The organism is Staphylococcus pasteuri (assembly GCF_003970495.1).
In the GTDB taxonomy this organism is placed as follows: Bacteria; Bacillota; Bacilli; order Staphylococcales; family Staphylococcaceae; genus Staphylococcus; species Staphylococcus pasteuri.
Window position 1 is genome coordinate 49,654 of sequence record NZ_RXWW01000061.1, and the last position, 26,224, is coordinate 75,877.

A 26,224-nucleotide genomic window follows, 5' to 3' on the forward strand; every position below is an offset into this window, starting at 1 on the left:
GATTAAATATCTCCTTTAAGTAGATTCGCTAATTTTTTTGATGTTTGTCTTAACATAGATAGTTCGTATAGCGGTTGTTTTTGTATATTTGATAATTCGTCTTCAAATTGCTCGTTAAATGTTGCAGATTCATTTATAGCATCTTCAATTGATATCCATTTAAATTGCACAGCTTCTCCTGGTTGTAATTGAACTAATTTATTTAATCCTAGTTGTGTTACTGTTGCAATTTTTGTATAGCCCCCAACAGTTTGTTTATCATTTAATAATACAATAGGGTTTCCATCATTTGGAACTTGGATACTGCCTAAGGCTACTGGTTCAGAAATAATATCTGCAGATTCTTCGGGTGGGATACTTTCACCTTTTAAGCGAAATCCCATTCTATCTGACATATCTGAGATAATAAATTCATTTTCAACTAATTTTGCTTTAGCCTCTTCTGAAAAAGCTTCAATTTGTGGCCCTTCGACAATATGAATCACATTGTCTTCATAGTTTAAATTTATTTCTGCAGCTTGACCTACATATTTCTTATATTTAGGTAATGATACTGTATCTATAACATCATCTTTCTTTAATGCACGACCTTTAAAGCCACCCATTTTACTTCTAGTATGCGTTGCATAACTATTTGCAACTTTTGGTATATCCAATGGTTGACCAAATGTAATGTAACCTCGAGCGCCTTTAATAGCATTACCGATTTCCAAAATATCACCTTGATGAACTTCATAGATGACTTGTGTCTGTATAGGGTTCCCGTTTAATTTTGCATTAAACTGTCCACCAGTAATGGTAAATGAATTATCACTTAAAAATTGTATAGATGGGCCTACAATTGTATATTCAAGTGAAGGGCCTTCATTACCGATTAGATGCTTAGCAATCAAATAGCTAAATTTATCAAGTGCGCCAGCTTCCGAAAAACCTAAATTCATATAGCCTTTTCTTCCTTCATCTTGAACGGTTGTGAACAAGCCTGGCTTTATAATTTTAATACTCATTGTCGTAAGTCACCCACTTATCTAATTCAAAATTTCCAGCATTAATATCTGCTTGAATTTGTTCAAATTCATCTTGTGTAATCGCTTTAAATTGAATATAGTCACCAGCTTCATAGATTGTCATTGGCTCTCTATCTAAATCAAAAACTTTTAGCGGCGTACGTCCAATAATTTGCCAACCACCTGGAGAATCTAAAGGATATAAACCAGTTTGGTTATTCGCAATACCAACTGATCCTGCCTCAATTTTTACTCTTGGCTCTGAACGACGAGGTGTATGTATACGTTCATCTAGACCACCTAGGTATGGAAATCCTGGCATAAAACCTAACATATATATTAAGTAGGGTTGTTGTGTATGTATCTGGATTACTTCCTCACTTGTTAATTGATTGCTAGAGGCAACTTCTTCCAAATCAGGTCCAAATTCTTCACCATATACTACGGGTATTGTTACTACTTTTCGTTGTTGTAATTGATTTGATTCTGAGTCATTAAATTGATTAAGTTCTAAATTTTCAATTAATTTAGTGCCATCAATACTTGTATTATCAAACGAAATCAAAATAGCTCTATATGAAGGTACTATATCTATGATTTCTTTATGATTTTGTTCCTTAATATATTGAACTAATTTATTTACTTTATTATATGTATCTTTAGTAATTTCATTATCAAAATAAATCATTAAAGATTGTTCATTTATCAATCTAGTTTCCAACTTACCAATTCCTCCCCTTTTATAGGACTAGTTTGTTGTGCTATATTATTGTATCATTTTATTTGCGTGATTGTTTAATAAATTATTCTAATTATTAGTAATAACCAATTTCTCAATTCATTCTAAGATTTACATTTACTAATAATAATTACTAACTATTCAAAAAATTCTTTATTATATTTAATCATAATAAGTTTAATTTGTCACTGTAATCGTTATCACCAAATAAGTTTTCCTTATTAAAATGATTGCATTAAATTAAAAGATTTTTCAAATGTCTCACTTAAATATTAAACATTCCAAAAAAGCGCAAGGGAGTGGGACAGAAATATAAAGCACTACTCCTAATTTTATTAGGTTAGTAGTATTTACACATTAGCTTTAGCTAAGGTGTACATTAATGGAACACATGAGTTGAACTCATGCGTAAGAAATACTAATTTCTAAAGAAAAAGTATTTCTTTATCGTTGTCCCACCCCGGCAAGGTTGACTAGAGTTGAAAAATAAAGTGTCACTACTATTTTAATAGTTTAGTGATACTTACACATTAGCTTTAGCTAAGGTGTTCCACTAAGGATTACATGAGTTAACACTCATGCATAAGTAATTCTAATTTCTAAAGAAAAAAGAATTACTTTATCAGTCAACTACTGCCTATATATAATTGTAGCCTGAGACACTGATTTTTGTCCCAGGCTGTTGCGACTATTTTTAGAATAGTTAATTATTTTATATCTACAATTTTAACGTTGATTTCTCCACCGTTTGGTAGTGGTACACGAACTTCATCGTCTAATTCTTTACCAATTAATGCTGACGCCATTGGTGATTCGTTTGAGATTTTACCTTTAAATGCATCCGCTTCAGCTGAACCTACGATTTGGTAACTTTCTTCTTCGTCTCCTGGTAATTCGATAAACGTAACAGTTTTACCAATTTGTACTGTATTATTATCGCCTGTATCTTCAATGATTAAAGCGTTTCTAATCATATGTTCAATACGTTGGATATCTTGTTCAATAAAACCTTGTTCATCTTTAGCCGCATCATACTCTGAGTTCTCAGATAAATCGCCGAAAGAACGTGCAACTTTAATTTTTTCAACTACTTCAGGTCTTTTAACTGTTTTTAATTCTTCTAATTCTTGTTCTAATTTTTCATACCCTTCTTGAGTCATTGGATATTGTTTTTGATTTTCCATTATGTCATCTTCCTTTACTTTTAAATACTATTGTTTACTAACTAAAGATTGAATCTTAGTAGTCATAATGTCTATGGCTACTTTGTTACTACCACCTTCTGGGATGATGATGTCAGCATGTTTCTTAGTTGGCTCAATAAATTGCACGTGCATTGGACGCACCACATTTAAGTATTGATTGATAACCGAATCCATAGAACGTCCTCGCTCATGAGTGTCTCTTTTAAGACGACGTAAAATTCTTAAGTCTGCATCAGTGTCGACATATATTTTAACATCCATCATATCACGTAACGTTTTATTCTCTAAAGCGAAGATACCTTCTACGATGATAACATCTTTCGGTTCAAATGCAATCGTTTGATCGCTTCTTGTATGATTAGCATAATCGTATGTTGGTACTTTAACTGCTTTGCCATTTCGTAAATCTCTTAGATTTTGAATTAACAAATCGTTATCAAATGCAAATGGATGATCATAGTTTGTCTCCAAACGCTCTTCAAAAGTTAAATGTGATTGGTCTTTATAATAATAGTCTTGCGCTAATAATGCAATACTATGACCTTCAAGATTTTTCATAATTTCATTTGTGACTGTCGTTTTACCAGAGCCAGAGCCTCCAGCAATTCCTATAATCGTCGTTTGTGTCATTAACCGATTTCCTTTCTCATCAAGTTGTTTGCATAGATTGGACGATCAACTTTAATTTGTACAATTTGTAATGGATGGCGCGCAGCATCAAGCTCATTACCTTCTTCATCATAAATGGTATCAACAACTTGTTTAAAACTTTCAATTTCCGGACCAAAAAATTCAATTTCTTGTCCAGGTTTAAAGTGATTTCTTTGTTGAATTGTAGCAATTTTTGTATCCTGATCATAATCTAAAACTAAGCCACAAAAATCATAAGGAGACTTTTTCGATTGTTGTTCTCCAAACATTTGTTCCTCATATCCTGGAGTACCTTCAAAGAATGCTGGTGCTGTATCTCTATTAGCACATTTATCTAATTCCATTAACCATTCAGGTTGAATTTTAAAATTGTCTGGGTCTTCAGCATATGCATCAATTACTTTACGATATACTGACACAACAGTAGCTATATAATGAATTGATTTCATTCTGCCTTCTATTTTTAACGAATCAATACCTAAATCCATCATTTGTGGGATTGATTCGATTAATTTTAAGTCTTTCGGACTCATTGCAAATGGGACGATTTGTCCATCTTCATAAAATAAATCAAGTTCACCATCTTCATCTACTTGTAGTAAATCATAATCCCAACGACAACTTTGACAACAGCCACCTCTATTGGAATCACGTGCTGTCATGTGGTTACTTAATGTACATCTACCAGAGTAAGCAATACACATAGCACCATGAATGAAGGCTTCTATTTCAATATCAACTTTTTCTTTCATTTCTTTCATTTCCATAGCTCCTGTTTCTCGAGCTAGAACTACACGATCTAATCCTTCTTCTTTCCAAAATTCAACTGCTTTATAATTAGATAAAGATTGTTGTGTGGATAAATGAATTTCTAATTTTGGTGCTACCTTTTTGCAAGTTTCAATAATAAGGGGGTCAGCAACAATAATACCTGTTGCACCTGTCGCTTCAAGATTAATAAGATAATCGTCTAACCCTTCCATATTATCGTCATGCGCAATAATATTAGTCGTAACATAAATTTTTGCACCATAACGGTTTGCAAACTCAACACCTTCAGCAATTTCTTCCATTGTGAAGTTATCAGCATTTGATCTTAAACCATATTCTTGTCCGCCTAAAAAAACTGCATCTGCGCCATAATGTACAGCAATTTTTAACTTTTCTAAGTTACCAGCTGGAGCAAGTAATTCTGGCTTCTTCATTTTAGTATTTGAAGTTTGTTTAACTTCTTCTAATGTCTTCATGATTCAGCCTCCTAATATACCGTATGCTTAAATAAGAAACCTTCATCAAATGGTCGATGTTCTGGTTGAATGTCTTCGATAGGATCTACAAGCATAAATTTTTCATCTTCATAAGTTTCAGGATCTTCATTATATAAATCTATTGCTTCTCTGTATTGTTGTGTAACAACATTGATATATTCTTCTGTCTGTAATATGCCGTCAATTTTAAATGAATCGATACCTGCTTCAAAAAACGGTTCTAATTCTTCTATAAGGCACATATCATTTGGTGACATAATATGTGTACCATTATAATCTTCAAAAACAGGATATTTATTTTCGCGTTCTTCATCATATAATAATAAATCATTTTGATTTTCATTACGTTGAATTTTCATTTGTCTATCTTGGAATGTATAATAGTTGCCTAATAACATTCTTTTAGATTGAAACATACATGTCATGCCATGAACTTGAACTTCTATTTCCACGTCAGCATGTTCTTTTATATTTATAATTTCTTCCAGACTTAATTCTCTCGCTAATACTGCTCTTGTAGCACCTTTTTGTCCCCAATAGTTACACTGAAAATAGTTAGTAACAAGTGTTTCTGCATCCCAATGTAATGGAATAGGATTATTTTGTTGTTTAACATACATCACAACAGCTGGGTCACCAAAAATAATTCTATCCACACCAATTTGATGTAAAAATTGAATATAATCTTCTACTGCTGCTAAATGATAATTATGAAACAAACCATTAACTGCAGCATACACTTTCTTATCATTCTCATGGGCTAATGTTACTGCTTTTTCCATGTCTTCTCGATTAAATTCTCCTGGAAGTCGTAAACCAAATTTTTGCTCACCAATAACAAATGCATCTGCACCTATTTCTATTAGTGTTTCCATATGTGTTATTGACTTAGGAGTAACTAGTAATTCTGTCATAGTCATTCTCCTTTAATAGATATTGCTAAACCATCGTCCATATTTAAAAAGTTAGTTGTATATTGTTCATTTTGCATTAACCATTCATTAAATTGTTGTACTTTTTTAACCATTTGACGTACGTTACGTGAACGAACTATATCGATATTTGAGACAAAACCATGATATAAAACGTTATCTGTCACAACAATGCCACCCTTTTTAAGTAAAGGCGTATATAGTTCAAAAAATTTCTTCGATTGTGCTTTCGCAGCATCAATAAATAACATGTCAAACGTTTGAGATTTAACTTTATCAAATTGTTCTAATGCATCACCTTCAATTAACTCAATTTGATTAGTAAATTGATTAGAAGTGATATTATGTTTCGCTTGGTCTATCATTTCTGTGTCTCTTTCTATTGTAGTTACATGAATATCTTTAGACACTGAAGCAAATTGCATTGAACTGTATCCTATAGCCGTACCAATTTCTATAATCCGTTTAGTTTGATGAATACGTATAATTTGTTTGATTATTTCTAGTGTATTACGATCCACGATCGGCACTTGATTTGTATTTGCATATTCTCTTAAAAGTTCAATGTCATTATCATTAGTTTTATGTAAATTGAGAATATAACTTTCATTATTATCCATTATACAACGACTTCCTTTGTGTAAAATAACTACAATTTAAAAAGGCAATAAAATAAATCAGTCACAATATTGATTAGTAAAATAACCAATGGCTTTGACTGATTGTAACTACGTACAAGTATTTTAAACGTTATGTTACATAACGATATATAAAATATTTAACTCCAAATATTTTACCATAAATTCTTTGTGAATATAAGTATAAATCTAAATGATAAGCATGTATGTAAACAAACTTTGAACAAATCATATATAGAAAAACTCCTTATGTCAGATATTCAATAGATATCGTTACATAAGGAGTAAAATTTAAATATTTATTCTAAGATTATTCATCAATTTCAGTATTAACTACTTCTTCAATCATATCCCATTCTTCATCTGTTTCGATTGGGACTAATTTACCACCGTCACCTGATTCATCAGGTTCATTTATCATTGGTACTAATTCAATCATGTCGTCTTCATCAGATTGTGCTCCTTCTTCAGCAAGTACTACATATTCTTTTTTGAATTCAGGATGATAGAATTCAAGCATTTTACGATAAAGAACTTCATTTCCATCTTCATCATACAATGTCAATAATTCTTCTTCATTGTTAATTTTTAATTCTGCATCGTGATTATGTTCAGTCATTTTATTTCTCCTTTTATTAAATAGAGTCTAGGTAGCCTTGTAATATAAATACGGCTGCCATTTTATCTATTACTTTTTTTCTTTTTTGTCTTGAAACATCTGCTTCTAGTAATGACTTTTCAGCTGCCATCGTGCTAAGTCTTTCATCCCACATGACAATCTCAATAGATGGTAATGCTTCTTGAAGTTTCTCTTTGTATTGTAACGAAGCCTCTCCACGAAATCCAATAGAATTGTTCATGTTTTTGGGCAAACCGATTACAACTGTACCGACATCATTTTTCTTGATGATTTCAACTAATTGTTCGATGCCTAATTCATTATTTTGTTCATCGATATGGAGTGTGTCTAAACCTTGAGCAGTCCAACCCATTAAATCACTAATCGCTATTCCTACTGTTTTACTACCTACGTCTAAACCAAGTATTTTATGCTTTAACATTGATACTATTCTTTAGGCTCAGCTAAATAATTAGATACGAGTTCTTCCATAATCACATCTCTATCAATGTGACGAATTTGATTTCTAGCTTCATTTTGACGTGGAATGTAAGCAGGATCACCTGATAATAAATATCCTACGATTTGATTTACTGCATTGTATCCGCGTTCTTCTAGTGTTCGGTGGACATTCTCTAATACTGATTTGACATCTTCTTCTGGAATATCTTCATATTTAAATTTCATTGTTTTATCAAAGTTTTCCATTTCGTCACTCCTTCAATACATAAATTGATTCCATTTTATTCTACACGAACTGTAACTAAAATTACATATTTTTAATGTAATCTTTAATAAAGCGTAATGATTCTGTGATATTTTCAGGTTGAGTACCGCCACCTTGAGCCATATCTGGACGGCCACCACCTTTACCACCAACGATTGGTGCCATATTTTTAATGATGTCACCTGCTTTAATTTGATCTGTATGAGTTTTAGGAACTGTAGCTATAATAGAAACTTTACCATCTACATTACTTGCTAAGACGATAATAGTGTCTTGTAATTTTGATTTAAAGTCGTCCATAGTTGAGCGAATTGCTTTAGCATTAGGTACTTCAACTTCTGTTGCCAATACTTTAAAACCATTTATTGTTTCTACTTGATCTTCGATATTACCCATTTTAAGATTTGTAATTTCTTTATCACGTTGTTCTAAACGTTTTAATAAGTTCTTTTCTTCTTCTTGTAATTGAGTAATTTTGTCTACAACTTGATCATCTGTTTTCACTTTAACTTGATCTTTAATAATATTGAATTGAGTTTGGATATGTTCTAAATATAAGAACGCTGATTTTCCTGTTAATGCTTCGATACGTCTAACACCTGCACCAGTACCAGATTCACTAACAATTTTGAATAAACCAATTTCAGCAGTATTGTCTACGTGAATACCACCACATAATTCTATTGAAAATGGTGCCATATTAACGACTCTTACAATATCACCATATTTTTCACCAAACAGTGCCATTGCACCCATTTCTTTAGCTTCATTAATTCCCATTTCTTGAATATGAACAGTAATACCTCTCCAGATTTCTTCATTGACACGTCTTTCAACCTGATCAATTTCATCTTGAGTCATTTGTCCAAAATGAGAGAAGTCGAATCTTAAACGGTCTGGTGCTACTAATGAACCTGCTTGGTTAACATGGTCACCTAAAACTTCTTTTAAAGCAGCGTGCAATAAGTGTGTGGCACTATGGTTTTTTTGGATAGAACGACGTTCATCTTTGTTCACACTAGCATCAACTTGTGCACCTTTTGTTACTTGACCAAATTGAATTTCACCTTTGTGTAAATTTTGACCATTAGGTGCCTTAGTAACTTCAGTCACTAAAATTTCAAAATGCTCATTACTAACAGTACCATTATCAGCTACTTGTCCACCACTCACTGCATAAAATGGTGTGTCTTTTAACATGAAGTAAATTGTTTCACCAGCATCTGCTTTTTCAACTTCTTCTCCATTTTCAATAAGGTGAATCAATTCTGTTTGATAATCTGTAGTATCATAACCAACAAAGTGACTTTCAGTAGTAATATTTTTTAATACTTCACTTTGAACTTGCATAGATTGTGAATTTTGGCGAGCTTGACGTGCTCTATCACGTTGTTGTTGCATTTCTGCTTCAAATGTAGCCATATCAACAGTTAAACCTTCTTGAATTGCTAACTCTTCAGTAAGTTCAATTGGGAAGCCATACGTATCATATAATTTAAAAGCATCTTTACCATTAATTTCATTATTAGTTTCTTTGGCTTTACTAATAAATCCATTTAAAATTGAAAGACCTTCTTCAAGTGTTTCATGGAATCTTTCCTCTTCTGATTTGATAACGCGTTTAATAAAATCACTTTTATCTTTGACATTTGGATAATAAGGTTCCATGATATCTGCAACAATATCAACTAATTTATACATAAATGGCTCATTGATATCTAATGTTTGGCTAAATCTTACTGCTCTACGCAATAATCTACGTAATACATAGCCACGTCCTTCATTTGCTGGTAAAGCACCATCAGCAATTGCAAATGAAATAGTTCTAATATGGTCAGCTATAACTTTAAATGCTACATCTTGCTCATCATTTTGAAGGTATTTTTTACCTGACACTTCTTCGACTTCATTAATTATTGGCATAAATAAATCTGTTTCATAATTTGTACGTACATTTTGTGAGATAGAAGTCATACGTTCTAATCCCATGCCGGTATCAATATTTTTATTTGGAAGTGGTGTATAAGTATGATCTTTATTATGATTAAATTCACTAAACACTAAATTCCACACTTCTAAATAGCGTTCGTTTTCTCCACCTGGATACATTTCCTCTTCTGGATCATCTTGGCCAAAATCATTACCGCGATCATAGAAAATTTCAGTATTAGGTCCAGAAGGTCCTTCACCAATATCCCAAAAGTTACCTTCTATACGAATAATTCGACTTTCTTCTAAGCCAATTTGTTCGTTCCAAATTTTATAAGCTTCTGTATCTTCCGGATGTATTGTGACGTATAATTTTTCTGGCTCCATACCCATCCATTTATCGCTAGTTAAAAATTCCCATGCAAATTCTATAGCTTCTTTCTTAAAATAGTCACCAATTGAGAAATTACCTAGCATTTCAAAGAAAGTATGGTGTCTTGCTGTGAAACCAACATTTTCAATATCATTCGTACGAATAGCCTTTTGTGAGTTAACAATTCTTGGTTTCTTAGGTGTTTCTCGACCATCGAAATATTTTTTTAAAGTTGCAACTCCAGAGTTAATCCAAAGTAAACTATCATCATCGATAGGTACTAATGGTGCAGATGGTTCAACCATATGACCTTTTTCAACAAAGAAGTCTAAATATTTTTGTCTAATTTCGCTTGCTTTTAAATTTTTCATCCACGTACACTCCCTATATTTAGTTCATACACATTTTTATTAAGTTTATATTGGACACTAGTGTTATAAGGTAAACAAAAAACGTTCATCCACAAAAGGGACGAACGTTGTCGCGGTACCACCCTAGTTATAAGTTATTACGGTTAGGATTAATACTGCATTTATGAGAATATGAATTTTAATCAATTATTCCATGCTAACCTTTACTTATCACTTTAGTCACATATTTAAATTGACACAAAGTAGCGTTCAACAATTTTAATTGTGCTTTCCACCACCCAGCACATCTCTTAAAATTCAAAATTGTTTACTCGTCTTTATGCGAACTTAAGTTTATTTTAATTTTATTGTTTTCAAATGTCAACGATTAGCGAAATCATACGGTGAAGTTTCTCCCATATTAATCATAGGATCAATTTGATATATCGTTTCTTCAGTTAATTCTATAGTCATAGTCTTGTTTGAATCGTCTTTATCCTTTACATCTGTAACATCATCTTCATAATGTATACCTTGTGAATCATCTGACTCATTATTCTCTTCAGTTAAAGATAAATCATAGGATTTTTCTTCAGTAAAGTATTGTTTTAATAAAGTAAATAATTGCGTTAATCTTTTTTGACCGTTTGTGTTAAGACCGATATCAAACGCTTGGGGATCACCTAATAATACTAATGATTGTTTCGCTCTTGTTAAACCAGTATATAAAATAGGTCTTTGTAGCATTCTAAAATATTGTTTAACTATAGGCATAATCACGATTGGAAATTCTGAACCTTGAGATTTATGGATAGAAGTACAGTATGCATGAGTTAATTCGAGCATATCCTGTCTTGTAAAAGTAATTTCATTTCCTTCAAAGTCTACGACTAGTACATCCTTGTTCAAAGCATTTTCTTTTGCCCAGAAAATACCAACAATTACACCAATGTCCCCGTTAAAGATATTGTCATTAGGACGATTAACTAATTGTAGAACTTTATCTCCTTTTCTGAAGACAACATCGCCAAATTCGATTTCTCTAGTATCTTTCTCTTTAGGATTAAGAATAGATTGTAATATTTGATTTAACCTTTTAATACCTGCATTACCTTTATACATTGGCGCTAGTACTTGAATATCGCTCATGTCATACCCTTTATTTACCGCACTATTTACGACTTTCTCAACTACATTAGGTATTTGTTCTGTACCACAATTAATAAAACTTCTGTCATGGAATCGTTGTGTAATATCAATTGGTTGCCCTAACTTCATGCGATGTGCCAATTCTATAATACTAGATCCATCTTGTTGTCTATATACCTCAGTTAAATTAACTCTTGGAATCGTGTTTGAGTCTATTAAATCTTTAAAGACTTGTCCTGGTCCAACAGAAGGGAGTTGGTCTTCATCTCCTACAAGAATAATTTGAGCATCTAATGGCACTGCACTTAAAAATTGATGGAATAGCCAAGTATCAACCATTGACATTTCATCAATTATAATCAAACGCGCATTAATTTCATTATCCAAAATATCTTCAGGTTGGGTATCTTGATTCCATCCAATCAATCTATGAATCGTCATGGCTTCTAATCCAGTAGATTCTTGTAATCTTTTTGAAGCTCTACCTGTTGGTGCTGCTAGTACAACTGGATAATCATCTTCTTGATAGTCATCGTAGTCTAAAGATATTCCGTGCACCTCTGCATATAATTCCACTATTCCTTTTATAACTGTTGTCTTCCCTGTTCCCGGTCCACCAGTTAGTAACATAATTTTAGAATTTATAGCCGTTTGTAATGCATCTTTTTGTGAAGCAGCATAGCTCACTTCATTATTTGTTTCGATATCACCTATATGTAATTGTAAATCAGATTGTTCTATTTCTTTTAATTTTGTAGTATGAGTTTTAATTCTATATAAGTTTTGAACACTTTTTAATTCTGAATAGTAAAGACTTGGAATCGATATTTTTTCTTTATCTACAATTAATCTTTTTTCTTCATTCAGTTGTAATAACATTGTTTGTAAATGCTCATGATTAATTTGGTTATCATCATTATTATTATTTTGTGTTAAAACATTAAAAGTTGCTGCAATAATTTGATCATTAGGTATATAAGTATGTCCTTGTTTAATACATTCTTCCTCTAACGTAAATAATAAACCTGCTTTTAAACGTTCAGGGTCATCAAATTTAATTCCTATTTTTTGTGCTAATTGATCAGCTTTACTAAAACCAATGCCTTTAATATCATAGACAAGTTGATATGGATTTTTGTCTAATACACTTAACGTTTCTGCACCGTAATATTGATAAATAGAACTAGCTAATTTTGGACCAAAACCTAAATCATGTAATCTAATCATGACTTTTTCAGATTCTTGATTAGAAGCAATTTGTTCAGCAATTTGCTTTTGCTTTTTCTTAGGCAAGCTAGGTACTTTTTCAAGAACACTAGCGTCGTTTAAAATGTCATTAATCGCATTTTCACCTAAAGTATTTACGATGTTTTGTGCTGTTTTTTTACCTATTCCTTTAAATAAATCACTTGATAAGTAACTGATGATTGCATCTTTAGTTTGTGGTAATTCTTTTTCGAATGTTTCGGCTTTTAATTGTTTACCATATCTTGGATGCTCAACCGTTTGTCCTTTAAATGTATATACATCACCTTCAACAACATTAGGAAAAAACCCTACCACTGTTGGCATTGTATCAAATGATTCGTTTGTCTCAATGGTATCCACCTTCAAAACTGTATAGTAATTATCACTATTTTGAAACAAAATCGCTTCTACAGTGCCTTTTATCATTGAATAATCAAATAGTGTAGGGTCAGTCATATTACTCCTCCTCTTCTTGCATAGTTGAAAATGTTTTTAAAGCATGTTGACTTAGTAAATGTTCTGGATCAATCTCAACTGCTTGCTTAAAATATGCTATCGCTTCATTTATAACTTCATTCTTCATGTAAGTAGCCAGTCCTAGATTGTAAATCGCATCTACATGTGATGAATCCAATGACAACACATAGTTTAATTGTGTTATTGCAGCATCAAACATTTCTAGCTGACACAATACTAATCCATACTGAAACTGTACTTCTGTATCGTGTTGTTGATCTTTTTCGGCTGCTGTCATTAAAAATGGTAGTGCCTCTTTATGAGCATTTAATTGATTAAAAGCCATTCCAATCATATAGTTACAATCTACAGGTTCCACATCATATTTCATAGCTTGTTGGTATAACTTAATCGCTTCATTATATCTACCTTGATTGTAATATACGTTACCTAAATTATAATATATTGCTCCATTTTCTGAATCAATCGTTATTGCTTTTTGAAAAAATCGCTCAGATTTCTCAATTTCACCAACATCTGCCAATACAATACCAGCATTAATATAATTTTCAGTAATTGATGGATCTTCTTCTATATTATCAAACAAAGCTTTTAATGCTTCTTCTAATTGGCCTTCTTTGATAAATTGATATATCGTTTTTTGATCTATCATATTTAAAATTACATCTCCTTAATTCTTAAATAATGATATAGGTATTATAAGATTTCATTTCAAGTTCAAACTTTTATTTTAATCATATTTTACCACTTTATGTATTTTTATATAAATGAATAGTCATGTTCTCAAATGGTCGAACACTACCATAATCATTCATATTAAAAAGCCACTAATTCAAAGAAACATTTCTATGAATTAATGGCTGATTTTTACACAACATAACTTAATTGACCTGATGTTTTATATACATCATCAATTGTTGCACCACCAAGACAAACTTCTTCATTATAAAATACAACTGCTTGACCAGGTGTGATAGCTCTAACTGGTTCATTGAAAGTTACTCTAATGGCTTCGTCATTTTCACGTTGTACAAATACTTTTGTATCTTTTTGACGGTATCTAAATTTAGCAGTACAGTAAAATCCTTGCTCTAAATCAATTTCATTTTCATTAACAAATGAAACATCTGAAGCAATTAAATAGTCACTGTATAATGCCTCATGATGGAATCCTTGTTCTACATAAAGGACATTATCTTCTAAATTTTTACCTACTACAAACCAAGGATCACCGTCTCCACCGATACCTAAACCATGTCGTTGACCGATAGTGTAGTACATTAATCCACTATGTGTACCCATTTTTTTACCATCTAATGTCACCATATCACCTGATTGAGCTGGTAAATATTGTGATAAGAATGTTTTGAAGTTTCTTTCACCTATAAAACAAATTCCTGTAGAATCTTTCTTTTTAGCTGTTGCTAAGTTTTGTTCTTCAGCAATTTCACGCACACGTTTTTTCTCAATATCACCTATTGGGAACATTACTTTTGAAAGCTGTTGCTGTGAAAGTTGATTTAAGAAATAAGTTTGATCTTTATTATTATCAACGCCTCTTAACATTTCAACATGTCCATCGTCATGTCTTCTTATTCTTGCATAATGACCTGTTGCTACATAATCTGCACCTAATTTCAGTGCATGTTCTAGAAAGGCTTTGAATTTAATTTCTTTATTACACATAACGTCAGGATTTGGTGTACGCCCTTTTTTATATTCATCTAAAAAGTAGGTGAACACTTTATCCCAATACTCTTGTTCAAAGTTAACTGCATAATATGGAATGCCAATTTGGTTACAAACTTCAATGACATCATTATAATCTTCTGTTGCAGTACATACACCATTTTCATCGGTATCGTCCCAATTTTTCATGAAAATACCTATAACATCATAGCCTTGTTCTTTTAACAGAGATGCTGTTACTGAACTATCTACGCCACCAGACATACCAACGACTACGCGAGTATCTTTATTTGTCACTACTATTCCTCCTTAAATTTATGGTATATTTTATGAATTTCTGCAACTATATATTTGACTTCTTGTTCGGTAGTCATTTCGTTAAAGCTAAATCTTACAGAATGTTTAGCACGTTCTTCATCTTCGTACATTGCAGCTAATACATGTGACGGAGTAGTTGAACCTGCTGTACAAGCTGAGCCAGATGATACATAAATCTGACTTAAGTCTAATAAAGTTAACATTGTTTCAACATCAATAAATGGAAAATATAAATTTATAATATGACCCGTTGTATCTACCATTGAACCATTAAGTTCAAATGGAATAGCACGTTCTTGTAAGCTAACTAAAAATAATTCTTTTAAATTCATTAAATGAATATTATTTTCATCTCTATGTTGTTCAGCAAGTTCAATTGCTTTTGCAAAGCCGACAATTTGCGCTAAGTTTTCTGTACCAGCACGACGTTTAGTTTCTTGTTCTCCTCCAAGTTGACTATACTGTATCGGAGTATTCTCTCTAACTAATAGCGCACCAACACCTTTAGGTCCACCAAATTTATGACCAGTGACACTCATTGTATCAAATTTAAAATCGTCAAAATTAATATCTAAATGACCGATTGCTTGAACTGCATCTACATGGAATAATGCATTTGTAGCTGTAACAATATCTTCTATATCATACATTTGTTGAACAGTACCTACTTCGTTATTAACAAACATGATAGACACTAGAATTGTCTTATCTGTAATCACTTCTTCTAATTGATCTAAATCTATTGCACCAGTATCATCAACGTCTAAATATGTTACGTCATATCCTTCTCGTTCTAATTGTTCAAATACATTTAGTACGGAGTGATGCTCAATTTTTGTTGTAATTAAATGATTACCAATGTGCTCATTAGCTTTTACTAGCCCTTTTATTGCAGTATTATTAGATTCCGTTGCACCACTAGTAAAAATCACTTCGTTAGCTTTTGCACCTAAACATTGTGCTACTGTTCGGCGAGACTCATCTAAATATTTACGGGCATCTCTACCAATTGAATGAATAGAAGATGGATTCCCATAATGAGTTTGATATATGTTCATCATAGAATCTACTACTTCAGGTTTAACTGGGGTTGTTGCAGCATAATCTGCATATACTTCCATGTTTTGACACTCCTCACAAAATTATCAATGTTCCTATAATAGCACCTAGAAAACTATTTTTCTACCTATCTGTTTGATTAATAGTTACTTTAATTTTAACATTATCCATAATTAGTTGAAATTATTATTACGTATACTACCCATGATATTTATGAATCATTAATATTCTATTTTTCAATCAAAATCAAGAGACTAAAATACATATGAGCAGTTTATTATTTTAATCAAATAAACATTGTTATACTTCATATACTATTTTTACTATGGAGGCATGATCAATTTGAATAACTTAAAGGTTTCCGCATTAAACCTTGTCCCTATCAGAGAAGGACAAGAAGATAGAGAAGCTTTAAATGATATGATTTCATTGGCAAAACAATTGGAAGATTTTGGTTATGAACGCTATTGGATAGCAGAACATCATAACGCACCAAATTTAGTAAGTTCTGCCACAGCATTATTAATCCAACATACTTTAGAGCATACTCAATCTATAAAAGTTGGTTCTGGTGGCATTATGTTACCTAACCATGCACCACTCATAGTCGCAGAACAATTTGGTACGATGGCTACTTTATTTCCAAATCGAGTTGATTTAGGTTTAGGTAGAGCGCCGGGTACTGATATGATGACAGCAAGTGCGCTACGTCGAGACCAATATAATGGCGTATATCAATTTCCAGAAGAAGTCGATCAATTACAAACATATTTTGGTCCAGCAAATCAACAAGCATATGTACGTGCTTATCCAGCAGTTAATAAAAATGTCCCTCTTTATATACTTGGATCATCTACTGATTCTGCACATGTTGCAGCTAGAAGAGGATTACCTTATGTATTTGCAGGTCATTTTGCACCACAACAGATGAAAGAAGCTATTGAAATTTATAAAGAATTGTTTGAACCATCTGATGTATTAAGTGAACCTTATGTCATTATAGGATTAAACGTAATTATAGGTGATACTGATGAAGAAGCTGAGTATCTAGCTACTTCAATGGCTCAGGTTATGGTTAGTATTACGAGAGGTAAAATGCAACCTGTTCAACCACCAACAAATGAATTAGATCAAATTTTAACACCAAGAGAATTAGAAATGGCCAAACAAAGAATTAAATCCTCTTTAATTGGGTCTGAAAGCACAGTTAAACAAAAACTTAAAGATTTCATTGATTACTATGGAGATATTGATGAAATTATGGGTGTAAGTTATATTTACGATCAACAAAAACAATATGATTCATATCAAAAATTCAAACATATTATTGATGCAATGTAATATAAATTCATAAGGAGTAAGGCATTTTAGATTTGCCTTACTCCTTTTTTCTATAAAAAAAGAGATAGCATTGAATGCTATCTCTAAAAAATATTTTAAACGATTATTTATCGTCTTTGTCTTCTTTTTTATCTTTGTCACCTTTACCAGTATCAGTATACTCGTTAATAGTGTCTTTCGCTTTGTTTACTTGCTCATTATCACTGTTTTTGAATTTTTCTGCTGCGTCTTTTGCTTTATCCATGAATCCCATAAATAAAAGCTCCTTTCGATTTTGAACAAATTTGTATTTTGTTAAAAGTTTAATTTTAACTTAAATACATCTTATATGTTGTTAATTTAATTAATTCAACAACTTATGCGATGTATATTCCATAAATACCACTTGTTTATAGAACTAAACATATAAAACCAAAAAATTTATATTTTTTTAGATTTTGGTTCGAAAGATAAGACTTATTATATAAGAAACTCAGATTATACATTTTGTTTCTTATAAGTAACATTCGGATTATAGAGTATAGGTAATCACTGTTTCATGTATGTTTTTGAAAAATTCTTTGGTGGGTCCCTTGCCCTTCTTGCTTTGCTCGTTGAAATTGGTTTTACCAATTTCTTTGTGAAGGGTCCCTTGCCCAGCTGGCTTTGCTTGTTGAAACTGACACGTCAGTTTCTCTCTGCTGGGTCCCTATATATAAAACATATAACCGTCGAGGTTTTGGTCGGTTTCTTTGTATTCCGCTAGGTATTGAAGTGTTGTATTATCTAATACGTCACGAACTGCATCTCTCATTCTGATCCATAATTGTTTTTGTGCTGGTGGTTCTGATTCAATACTTTCCACAAAAGTAATAGGCCCTTCTAGCAATCTGATTATATCACCAGCTGTAATTTCTTCTGATGGTAGTCTTAATTGATAACCACCTTTAGCACCACGAACGCTTCGAATTAATCCAGCATTTCTTAAGGGTCCCACAAGTTGTTCTAAATATAAATCACTTAAATTATTTTCTTCCGCAATGGTTTTTAATGATACACACCCTTGTCCTTCTCTTTTAGCAAGAGAAATCATTAAAGTTAAACCATATCTCCCTTTTGTTGATATTTTCATTGTATAACCTCACTTAATTCGAATTATTTATTCCCATTTTACCATTTTTTACGTTAAGATTATATTAGAAAGGTGTGACAAATGTGAATACTGAACCTTTAGCGTCTAGGATGAGACCTACTAATATAGATGAAATTATATCACAACAACATTTAGTTGGACCAACAGGTATCATAAGAAGGATGGTTGATACTAAACGACTTTCTTCAATGATTTTTTATGGTCCTCCTGGAATAGGAAAAACAAGTATTGCTAAAGCTATTGCCGGTAGTACTCAATATAAATTTAGACAATTAAATGCTGTAACAAACACTAAAAAAGATATGCAAATGGTTGTTGATGAAGCAAAAATGTCTGGACAAGTGATTTTGTTATTAGATGAAATCCATCGTTTAGATAAAGCAAAACAAGATTTTCTATTACCTCATTTAGAAAATGGGAAAATTGTCTTGATTGGTGCTACAACTTCAAATCCATATCATGCCATCAATCCAGCAATACGTTCTAGAGCTCAAATTTTTGAACTTTATCCATTGAACGATGATGATGTTCATATCGCTTTGAATAGAGCGTTAGAAGATAAAGAGAGAGGCCTTAAGTCTTATTCTCCTATTGTAGATGAGGATGCAATGACATACTTTTCAACTCAGAGTCAAGGCGATGTTAGAAGTGCATTAAATGCATTAGAATTAGCGGTTTTAAGTGCTTCTGAAAAAGACGGATCACGTCATATAACTTTGCAAGATGCTAAAGATTGTTTACAAAAAGGTGCATTTGTAAGTGATAAAGATGGCGATATGCACTATGATGTTATGAGTGCATTTCAAAAATCTATTCGGGGTAGTGATGTCAATGCGGCATTACATTATCTAGCACGTCTTATTGAAGCTGGTGATTTACCAACAATTGTAAGACGACTTTTAGTTATAAGTTATGAAGATGTAGGACTTGCTTCACCTAATGCGGGTCACCGAACATTAGCTGCAATTCAATCAGCTGAACGTTTAGGTTTTCCTGAAGCAAGAATACCATTAAGCCAAGCTGTGATTGAATTATGTTTATCACCTAAATCTAACTCAGGTATATCTGCAATTGATAAAGCATTAAGTGATATTAGACAAGGTAAAGTAGGTCAAATCCCCGATTACTTAAAAGATGGTCATTATGCTGGTGCAAAAGAATTAGGACGTGCAACTGGATACAAATATCCGCACAATTATGAAAACGGTCATGTTGTACAACAGTATTTACCTGATATACTTAAAAATCGAATTTATTATGAACCTAAAACTACCTCTAAAAGCGAACAACAATTTAAAGCCATTTATGAAAATTTATTGAATCAGTCAAAATAAACAAAAAAGATAGCTCTTCTTCAACGTATTAATTACGTATGAATGAGCTATCTTTTTATTTTATACCTAATACGATTATTAGTATTGTCCTTTATCTTTAATACGTCTCAATGGAATATCTTTTAAAATATCGTTAATAACGTAGCTTGAACATATTAACCCAACGACACTAGGTACATATGCATTTGATGATGGTGGCATTTGCCCTTTTCTATTAATTGCATTTTTATCGCCAACTGTTTCTTTTACATCTTCACGTATAACTATCGGACTTTCATCTGAAAAGACGACTTTAATTCCACTACGAATCCCAAGTCGTTTTAATCTATTTCTAATTACCTTTGCCATTGGATCAGTATGTGTCTTAGAAATATCTGCTATTTGGAAACGAGTTGGATCAATTTTATTAGCCGCACCCATGCTGGAAATCATGTCGATACCTCTTTCAAGGCACTCTTTCATTAAATGTACTTTATAAATAATTGTATCACTCGCATCAATAAAGTAATCTATATCATAATTATTAAAAATCTCTTCATAAGTTTCTTCAGTGTAGAACATATGTAGTGAAGTTACCTTACAGTCTGGATTAATTTGCTTAATTCGTTCTTCCATAAGTGTTACTTTACTTTGTCCAATTGTAGATGTAAGTGCATGAATTTGACGATTGACATTTGTAATATCAACATCATCTTTATCAATTAAAATGATATGACCAATATTTGTTCTTGCTAATGCTTCAGCAGCGAAAGACCCTACTCCACCAACGCCTAATACGGCTACTGTTTTACTTTTTAATAATTCAAGTCCTTCTTGTCCTACAGCTAATTCATTTCTAGAAAATTGATGTTTCATTTTAATCTCCTTTAACTAAACAATCTACTTTTATGTTATGTATATATTATTTTAATTTAAAAATAAAAATACGCAAGACCTAAGTCTTGCGTACCGATAGAGTCCGTAGATGCCGTAGTTATAAATAGCTTGATCATTCGGCCTGTTTTATACAGGTGGGTGCCCTGTTTCATGTTTTGCAAGTCCTCCAAATGAGGCGTGTGCGCTGCATGAAAACCTATTGGGCTCCCTGATCAAAGAGTGTTAGGCCCAAATAAAAAGCAAACTTACGAACATCACAGATGACTATCTTATGTCATTATATTACCACAAATCTCATGATAAAGGAATTAATCAACTTCGTATTTTTTTAATCATTTTTGTTAAGTCAATAATTAGACATAAACGATAAATGATAAATCTTAATAGTTTATCAATTAATGTCTAATACGTAGTGATAATTCTTCTAATTGTTTATCTGACACTTCTCCCGGAGCATCTGTTAATAAACAAGTAGCTGACGCTGTTTTAGGGAAAGCAATTGTATCTCTAAGATTAGTTCTATTAGTTAATAGCATAACTAATCTATCTAAACCTAACGCAATACCGCCATGTGGTGGTGCACCATATTTGAATGCATCAAGTAAGAAACCAAATTGTTCTTGCGCTTGTTCTTTGGTAAATCCTAATACTTCAAACATTTTTTCTTGTAATTCACCGTTGTGAATTCTAATAGAACCTCCGCCTAATTCATATCCATTTAATACAATATCATATGCATTAGCTTGGGCATTTTCAGGTTCAGAATCTAATTTATCAATATCTTCTTTCTTAGGTGATGTGAATGGATGATGCGCTGCTACATAACGTTTGCTTTCATCATCATATTCTAATAATGGCCAATCAGTTACCCATAAGAAGTTTAATTTCGTTTCATCAATCAAGCCTAATTCTTTTGCAAGTTTAATACGTAATGCACCTAAACTTTGAGCTACCACTTCAGGTTTGTCAGCTACAAACATAACTAGGTCTCCAGCTTCTGCATCAGTAAGTGATTTTAATAATTCAGCATCTTTGTCTTCAAAGAAACGTGCAATAGGTCCTGTTAAACCTTCTTCCGTTACTTTAACCCAAGCTAATCCTTTAGCACCGTATATGTTAACAAACTCTGTTAATGCATCCATATCTTTACGAGTATATTGTTCTGCAGCACCTTTAGCTACAATAGATTTTATTTCTCCATTGTTTTCAACTGTATCTTTAAATACTTTAAAGTCCATTTCATGACCTAATTGTGAAACATTAATTAATTCCATATCAAAACGTGTATCAGGTTTATCTGATCCATAACGATTCATCGCTTCTTCATAAGTCATGCGTGGGAATGGGCCTTCAACATCAATACCTTTAACATCTTTTACGACTTTACGTAACATTTCTTCACCCATAGCCATAACATCTTCTTGATCAACAAAACTCATTTCTATATCGACTTGAGTGAACTCAGGTTGACGGTCAGCACGTAAATCTTCATCACGGAAACATTTTACGATTTGATAATATTTGTCAAAACCACTAATCATTAATAATTGTTTAAATAGCTGTGGTGATTGTGGTAATGCATAAAATTCACCATCATGTACACGAGAAGGTACTAAATAGTCTCTTGCACCTTCTGGCGTTGATTTTGTTAAAACTGGTGTTTCAATATCATAGAATCCACTTTCATCTAGGTATTGACGAATTGAACGTGTTGTTTGATGTCTCATTTTAAAAGTTTGTGCTAGTTCTTGTCGACGTAAATCTAAATATCTATATTTTAATCTTATATTTTCATCTACATTTGTATTTTCTTCATTAATTGAAAATGGTGGTGTTTCAGATTTATTGATAATTTCAATATTTTCAACCTGCACTTCCACTTGACCTGTTTTTATTTTAGGGTTTACTGTTTCAGCATCACGTTTAGTAACTACACCTTGTACTTCTACGATATATTCTGATCTAACAGTTTCTGCAATATTTAATGCTTCTTGAGAAAAGTCTGGATTAAACACAATTTGTACTATACCTTCTCTATCTCTTAAATCAATAAAAATTAATCCACCTAAGTCACGTCTGTTATGAACCCATCCCTTTAAAGTTACTTTTTCGTTTAATAAGTTCTCTGTAACTAATCCACAATATGTTGTTCGCTTACTCATTTTAAAACTCCCTTTCTATTTATGAAAATAATCAACAATTTGATCTAATTGTATTGATTCAGATTCACCGGTTTCCATATTTTTAATATCAATTTGATTGTTTTCCAATTCTTGATCACCAATTACAATAGTATATTTCGCATTTAATCGGTCAGCTTGTTTCATTTGTCCTTTAATTTTTCTGTTCATATAATCTTTATCTGCTTTAACACCATTTTTACGTAGCTGATTAAGTAACTTAACTGCATATCGATCTGCAGCTTCTCCCATAGTTACTACAAATAAATCAAATTCATTTTCAACATCTAGTTCAATGTCTTCTTCTTCCAATGCTAGAAGTAATCTTTCAATACTTAATGCAAACCCAATACCTGTTTGGCTTGGTCCACCTAATAATTCAAGAAGACCATTATAACGTCCGCCGCCACAAAGCGTTGTAATTGCACCGTCATAATTAGGGTTATCCATCATCAATTCAAATGCGGTATGAGTATAATAATCTAATCCACGTACTAAATTAGGATCTTCTACGTAAGGAATACCTAAATCATCTAAATGTTTTTTAACTTGCTCATAATATGCTTTAGAGTCCTCGTTTAAAAAATCAGTAATACGTGGAGCGTTTTTAACTGCCTCTTTGTCTCTATCAACTTTACAATCCAATATTCTCATTGGGTTAGAGTGTAATCGTGATTGACAATCTTGACAAAAGTCACCGATAACTGGTTCGAAATGTTTTACTAACGCTTCGTTATATTCTTTACGAGAATCACTATCACCAATACTATTAATCGCTAACTTCAAATGTTTTAAACCAAAAGATTCATATATATGCATAACCATCGCTAATACTTCAGCATCAATACTTGGATTTTCTGAACCAATTGCCTCAACACCAAATTGGTTAAATTGACGATAACGACCTTTTTGTTTACGTTCATATCGGAACATCGGTCCATTATAATATAACTTCACAGGTTGATTTGGGTTACCTTGCATTTTATGTTCAATATAAGAACGAACTACACCAGCTGTTCCTTCAGGTCTTAATGTAATACTACGGTCACCTTTATCTTTAAATGTGTACATTTCTTTTTGAACGACGTCGGTAGAATCTCCCACACCTCTAGCAAAAAGTTCAGTGCTTTCAAAAATAGGCGTTCTAATTTCTTGATAGTTGTATAGTTCCATTAATTGATCAAGTTTGTTCTCAATATAACGCCATTTGATTGAATCTTCAGGTAATATATCTTGTGTTCCTCTTGGAATTTTAATCATATTTTATCTCCTTTACTAATACTGAGCACGTTTATTTCGTTATAAATTTAAAAAATTAAATAAAAAAGCCCTTGCATAGTATTTAATACTACACAAGGGACGAATATCCGTGTTGCCACCCTAATTGATTTAGACATAATTGTCTCAAATCCACTCAAAACGTTTAACGTACGTTACCCGGCTTTACTTTGGAATAAAGCACCTCTTCTTGTGTTCAAAGTCATAAACTACTCAGTGTAACCTTTCAGCCTTATGGGTTACATTTCTACGTATATATTTATATACTACCTCTTTTGTTTATTCTTTCAAGAATACAATCGGTTTATTATTTATAATTCAATTATTATGATAACGAGTTTTCTAATGATTTGCAAGTTCTATGATGAGAAATATTGTTTTAGACCGTCAACAACTGCTTCTTCAACAATTTGTCTATGTAACTTATCTCTAACCATAACTTCATCTGTTGGATTGCTAATATAACCTAATTCTAACAATACTGCAGGAATATTCGTTTGTCTTAATACTTGATAGTTTTGTTGCCTTGCTTCTTTATTTGTAAGGAGGGATTTCTTTTGGATGCTACTACTAAGTGTTTGGGCTAGTGATTCTTGGTTATCTTGTAACCAATATACAGTTACACCGTTAGCGTTTGGGGAATCTAGCGAGTCATTATGTATGCTTATAAAAGCGTCTCCTTTGATATTCCTATCATCCAAAGACACATATGTATCATCAGAACGTGTCATTTTTACATGAGCACCTTCTTTTTCAAGTAATGCTTTTAACTCTTTTGCAGTTTTTAATGTATATACTTTTTCTAAACTTTTTGAGGAAGTATTACTTGAAGCTCCCTGATCACGTCCACCGTGACCAGGGTCAAGTACAATCGTTTTCCCTTTTAATGGATTAGATTTTTTAGAATTATCGGCATGGATATTTAAGTTAGTATGCCAACCAGCAACCCAACCTTTTTTGTCTCCAGCTTTATTCTTCACTTCTATCCATTTCCCAGATTTACCTATCTTTTCAAAAGTATCGCCTTTTTCAATTTTATAGATAACAGGATAAGCAGCATTTGGTCCTGTTCTCAATTCTGCGCTTTCAGTAATAGATATTGTGCCATTATCTTCATCATTATAATTTAAGAACATAAATAATAATATTAGAAACAACACAAAACAAATGACAACAATAAATGTAAGGCGATTATTTTGCCAACTTTTAGTTAACCATTTACTCAAGTTGTTCATATTACTTTGCCATCCTGACTCTCATAAATGATTGTAACAGGACCATCATTATGAATTTCTACATTCATATGTGTTCCAAATTCACCTGTTTTCACATTTAATCCATATGATCTTAATGCCTCATTGAACGATTCATATAATTCATTTGCTTCATCAGGTGATTTAGAATTTGAAAAGCCAGGACGATTACCTTTTTTCACATCAGCATATAAAGTGAATTGTGAAATAGATAATATTTCTCCTTCAATTTGTTGAATATTAAAATTCAGTTTGTCATTTTCATCTTCAAATAATCTAGCATTCGCAATCTTCTTGGCAACTGCTTGCACATCAGCTTCTGTTGATGATTTACCAACACCTACTAATAAGCAATAACCCTTTTTAATAGAATTGTGAATGTTGTCATTTGATACAGAAGCTTCTGAAACTCTTTGTACAACTACTCTCATTTTTCTTTGCACCTCTTAAGT

General features: G+C 32.2%; 24 protein-coding genes and 1 other RNA gene. 2 read left to right on the forward strand and 23 right to left on the reverse strand.

What is annotated here, in order from left to right; translation table 11 throughout:
- Window positions 1–2 precede the first annotated feature (2 nt).
- From CD121_RS08430 to CD121_RS08500, 15 genes are all read right to left on the reverse strand, one after another.
- Entirely contained in the window at window positions 3–1,007 is a 1,005-nt protein-coding gene (locus tag CD121_RS08430; protein ID WP_126567918.1) for a 5-oxoprolinase subunit C family protein, read from the reverse strand.
- Window positions 997–1,728 (reverse strand): 5-oxoprolinase subunit PxpB, encoded by a 732-nt coding sequence (pxpB, locus tag CD121_RS08435; RefSeq protein WP_126567921.1) that lies wholly within the window; start codon window positions 1,726–1,728, stop codon window positions 997–999. The genes CD121_RS08430 and pxpB overlap by 11 nt, the downstream gene beginning before the upstream one ends.
- A 725-nt stretch (window positions 1,729–2,453) precedes the next feature.
- The gene (gene greA / locus CD121_RS08440) at window positions 2,454–2,930 is read right to left on the reverse strand and encodes a transcription elongation factor GreA (RefSeq protein ID WP_017637087.1); all 477 of its coding nucleotides are present in this window, start codon (window positions 2,928–2,930) and stop codon (window positions 2,454–2,456) included.
- 27 nt (window positions 2,931–2,957) lie between these two features.
- Window positions 2,958–3,581 carry a uridine kinase gene (gene udk, locus CD121_RS08445; protein WP_017637086.1) on the reverse strand — a complete coding sequence of 208 codons (624 nt, stop codon included), beginning with the start codon at window positions 3,579–3,581 and terminating at the stop codon, window positions 2,958–2,960.
- Window positions 3,581–4,849 (reverse strand): peptidase U32 family protein, encoded by a 1,269-nt coding sequence (locus CD121_RS08450; RefSeq protein WP_017637085.1) that lies wholly within the window; start codon window positions 4,847–4,849, stop codon window positions 3,581–3,583. The genes udk and CD121_RS08450 overlap by 1 nt, the downstream gene beginning before the upstream one ends.
- An 11-nt stretch (window positions 4,850–4,860) precedes the next feature.
- Window positions 4,861–5,784 (reverse strand): peptidase U32 family protein, encoded by a 924-nt coding sequence (locus CD121_RS08455; protein ID WP_029055713.1) that lies wholly within the window; start codon window positions 5,782–5,784, stop codon window positions 4,861–4,863.
- A gap of 2 nt (window positions 5,785–5,786) precedes the next feature.
- The gene (locus CD121_RS08460) at window positions 5,787–6,422 is read right to left on the reverse strand and encodes an O-methyltransferase (RefSeq protein ID WP_126567924.1); all 636 of its coding nucleotides are present in this window, start codon (window positions 6,420–6,422) and stop codon (window positions 5,787–5,789) included.
- A gap of 328 nt (window positions 6,423–6,750) precedes the next feature.
- Window positions 6,751–7,059: a DUF1292 domain-containing protein gene (locus CD121_RS08465; RefSeq protein ID WP_017637082.1), complete on the reverse strand. Its 309-nt coding sequence runs from the start codon at window positions 7,057–7,059 to the stop codon at window positions 6,751–6,753.
- Between the two features lie 16 nt (window positions 7,060–7,075).
- Window positions 7,076–7,501: a Holliday junction resolvase RuvX gene (gene ruvX, locus CD121_RS08470; RefSeq protein ID WP_046466759.1), complete on the reverse strand. Its 426-nt coding sequence runs from the start codon at window positions 7,499–7,501 to the stop codon at window positions 7,076–7,078.
- A gap of 5 nt (window positions 7,502–7,506) precedes the next feature.
- Window positions 7,507–7,767, reverse strand: a complete 261-nt coding sequence (locus CD121_RS08475) for an IreB family regulatory phosphoprotein (RefSeq protein WP_126567927.1) — start codon at window positions 7,765–7,767, stop codon at window positions 7,507–7,509.
- A gap of 61 nt (window positions 7,768–7,828) precedes the next feature.
- Window positions 7,829–10,459 (reverse strand): alanine--tRNA ligase, encoded by a 2,631-nt coding sequence (gene alaS / locus CD121_RS08480; RefSeq protein ID WP_046466760.1) that lies wholly within the window; start codon window positions 10,457–10,459, stop codon window positions 7,829–7,831.
- A 360-nt stretch (window positions 10,460–10,819) separates the two neighbouring features.
- Window positions 10,820–13,291, reverse strand: coding sequence for an SF1B family DNA helicase RecD2 (gene recD2 / locus CD121_RS08485; RefSeq protein WP_126567930.1), 2,472 nt, complete (start codon window positions 13,289–13,291; stop codon window positions 10,820–10,822).
- A 1-nt stretch (window position 13,292) separates the two neighbouring features.
- Window positions 13,293–13,964: a tetratricopeptide repeat protein gene (locus CD121_RS08490; protein WP_017637077.1), complete on the reverse strand. Its 672-nt coding sequence runs from the start codon at window positions 13,962–13,964 to the stop codon at window positions 13,293–13,295.
- Between the two features lie 215 nt (window positions 13,965–14,179).
- The gene (gene mnmA, locus CD121_RS08495; RefSeq protein ID WP_029055707.1) at window positions 14,180–15,298 is read right to left on the reverse strand and encodes a tRNA 2-thiouridine(34) synthase MnmA; all 1,119 of its coding nucleotides are present in this window, start codon (window positions 15,296–15,298) and stop codon (window positions 14,180–14,182) included.
- A gap of 2 nt (window positions 15,299–15,300) precedes the next feature.
- Window positions 15,301–16,440 (reverse strand): cysteine desulfurase family protein, encoded by a 1,140-nt coding sequence (locus CD121_RS08500; RefSeq protein ID WP_017637075.1) that lies wholly within the window; start codon window positions 16,438–16,440, stop codon window positions 15,301–15,303.
- 271 nt (window positions 16,441–16,711) lie between these two features.
- Between CD121_RS08500 and CD121_RS08505 the strand changes: the two genes are divergently transcribed.
- The gene (locus CD121_RS08505; RefSeq protein ID WP_185817759.1) at window positions 16,712–17,719 is read left to right on the forward strand and encodes an LLM class flavin-dependent oxidoreductase; all 1,008 of its coding nucleotides are present in this window, start codon (window positions 16,712–16,714) and stop codon (window positions 17,717–17,719) included.
- Window positions 17,720–17,822: 103 nt separating this feature from the next.
- Here the strand turns inward: CD121_RS08505 and CD121_RS08510 are convergent, their stop codons facing one another.
- Both CD121_RS08510 and cymR read right to left on the reverse strand, forming a co-directional pair.
- Window positions 17,823–17,972: an SAS049 family protein gene (locus CD121_RS08510; protein ID WP_002451815.1), complete on the reverse strand. Its 150-nt coding sequence runs from the start codon at window positions 17,970–17,972 to the stop codon at window positions 17,823–17,825.
- Between the two features lie 435 nt (window positions 17,973–18,407).
- Window positions 18,408–18,830, reverse strand: a complete 423-nt coding sequence (cymR, locus tag CD121_RS08515) for a cysteine metabolism transcriptional regulator CymR (RefSeq protein WP_017637073.1) — start codon at window positions 18,828–18,830, stop codon at window positions 18,408–18,410.
- A gap of 83 nt (window positions 18,831–18,913) precedes the next feature.
- Between cymR and CD121_RS08520 the strand changes: the two genes are divergently transcribed.
- Window positions 18,914–20,185, forward strand: coding sequence for a replication-associated recombination protein A (locus tag CD121_RS08520; RefSeq protein WP_017637072.1), 1,272 nt, complete (start codon window positions 18,914–18,916; stop codon window positions 20,183–20,185).
- Window positions 20,186–20,263: 78 nt separating this feature from the next.
- On the opposite strand, the gene CD121_RS08525 is transcribed toward CD121_RS08520, so the two are convergent.
- The 6 genes from CD121_RS08525 to dtd form a co-directional block, all read right to left on the reverse strand.
- Window positions 20,264–21,040, reverse strand: a complete 777-nt coding sequence (locus CD121_RS08525; protein ID WP_017637071.1) for a tRNA threonylcarbamoyladenosine dehydratase — start codon at window positions 21,038–21,040, stop codon at window positions 20,264–20,266.
- 96 nt (window positions 21,041–21,136) lie between these two features.
- Window positions 21,137–21,327, reverse strand: a non-coding RNA gene (gene ssrS, locus CD121_RS08530) — 6S RNA.
- 129 nt (window positions 21,328–21,456) lie between these two features.
- A complete protein-coding gene (gene aspS / locus CD121_RS08535) occupies window positions 21,457–23,223 on the reverse strand; it encodes an aspartate--tRNA ligase (RefSeq protein WP_017637070.1) in 1,767 nt (588 codons plus the stop codon).
- Window positions 23,224–23,238: 15 nt separating this feature from the next.
- Window positions 23,239–24,501 (reverse strand): histidine--tRNA ligase, encoded by a 1,263-nt coding sequence (gene hisS, locus CD121_RS08540; protein WP_070453915.1) that lies wholly within the window; start codon window positions 24,499–24,501, stop codon window positions 23,239–23,241.
- A 377-nt stretch (window positions 24,502–24,878) separates the two neighbouring features.
- Entirely contained in the window at window positions 24,879–25,754 is an 876-nt protein-coding gene (locus tag CD121_RS08545; RefSeq protein ID WP_017637068.1) for an N-acetylmuramoyl-L-alanine amidase family protein, read from the reverse strand.
- On the reverse strand, window positions 25,751–26,203 hold the full coding sequence (gene dtd / locus CD121_RS08550) for a D-aminoacyl-tRNA deacylase (protein WP_017637067.1): 453 nt from the start codon (window positions 26,201–26,203) through the stop codon (window positions 25,751–25,753). The genes CD121_RS08545 and dtd overlap by 4 nt, the downstream gene beginning before the upstream one ends.
- Window positions 26,204–26,224: the final 21 nt, after the last annotated feature.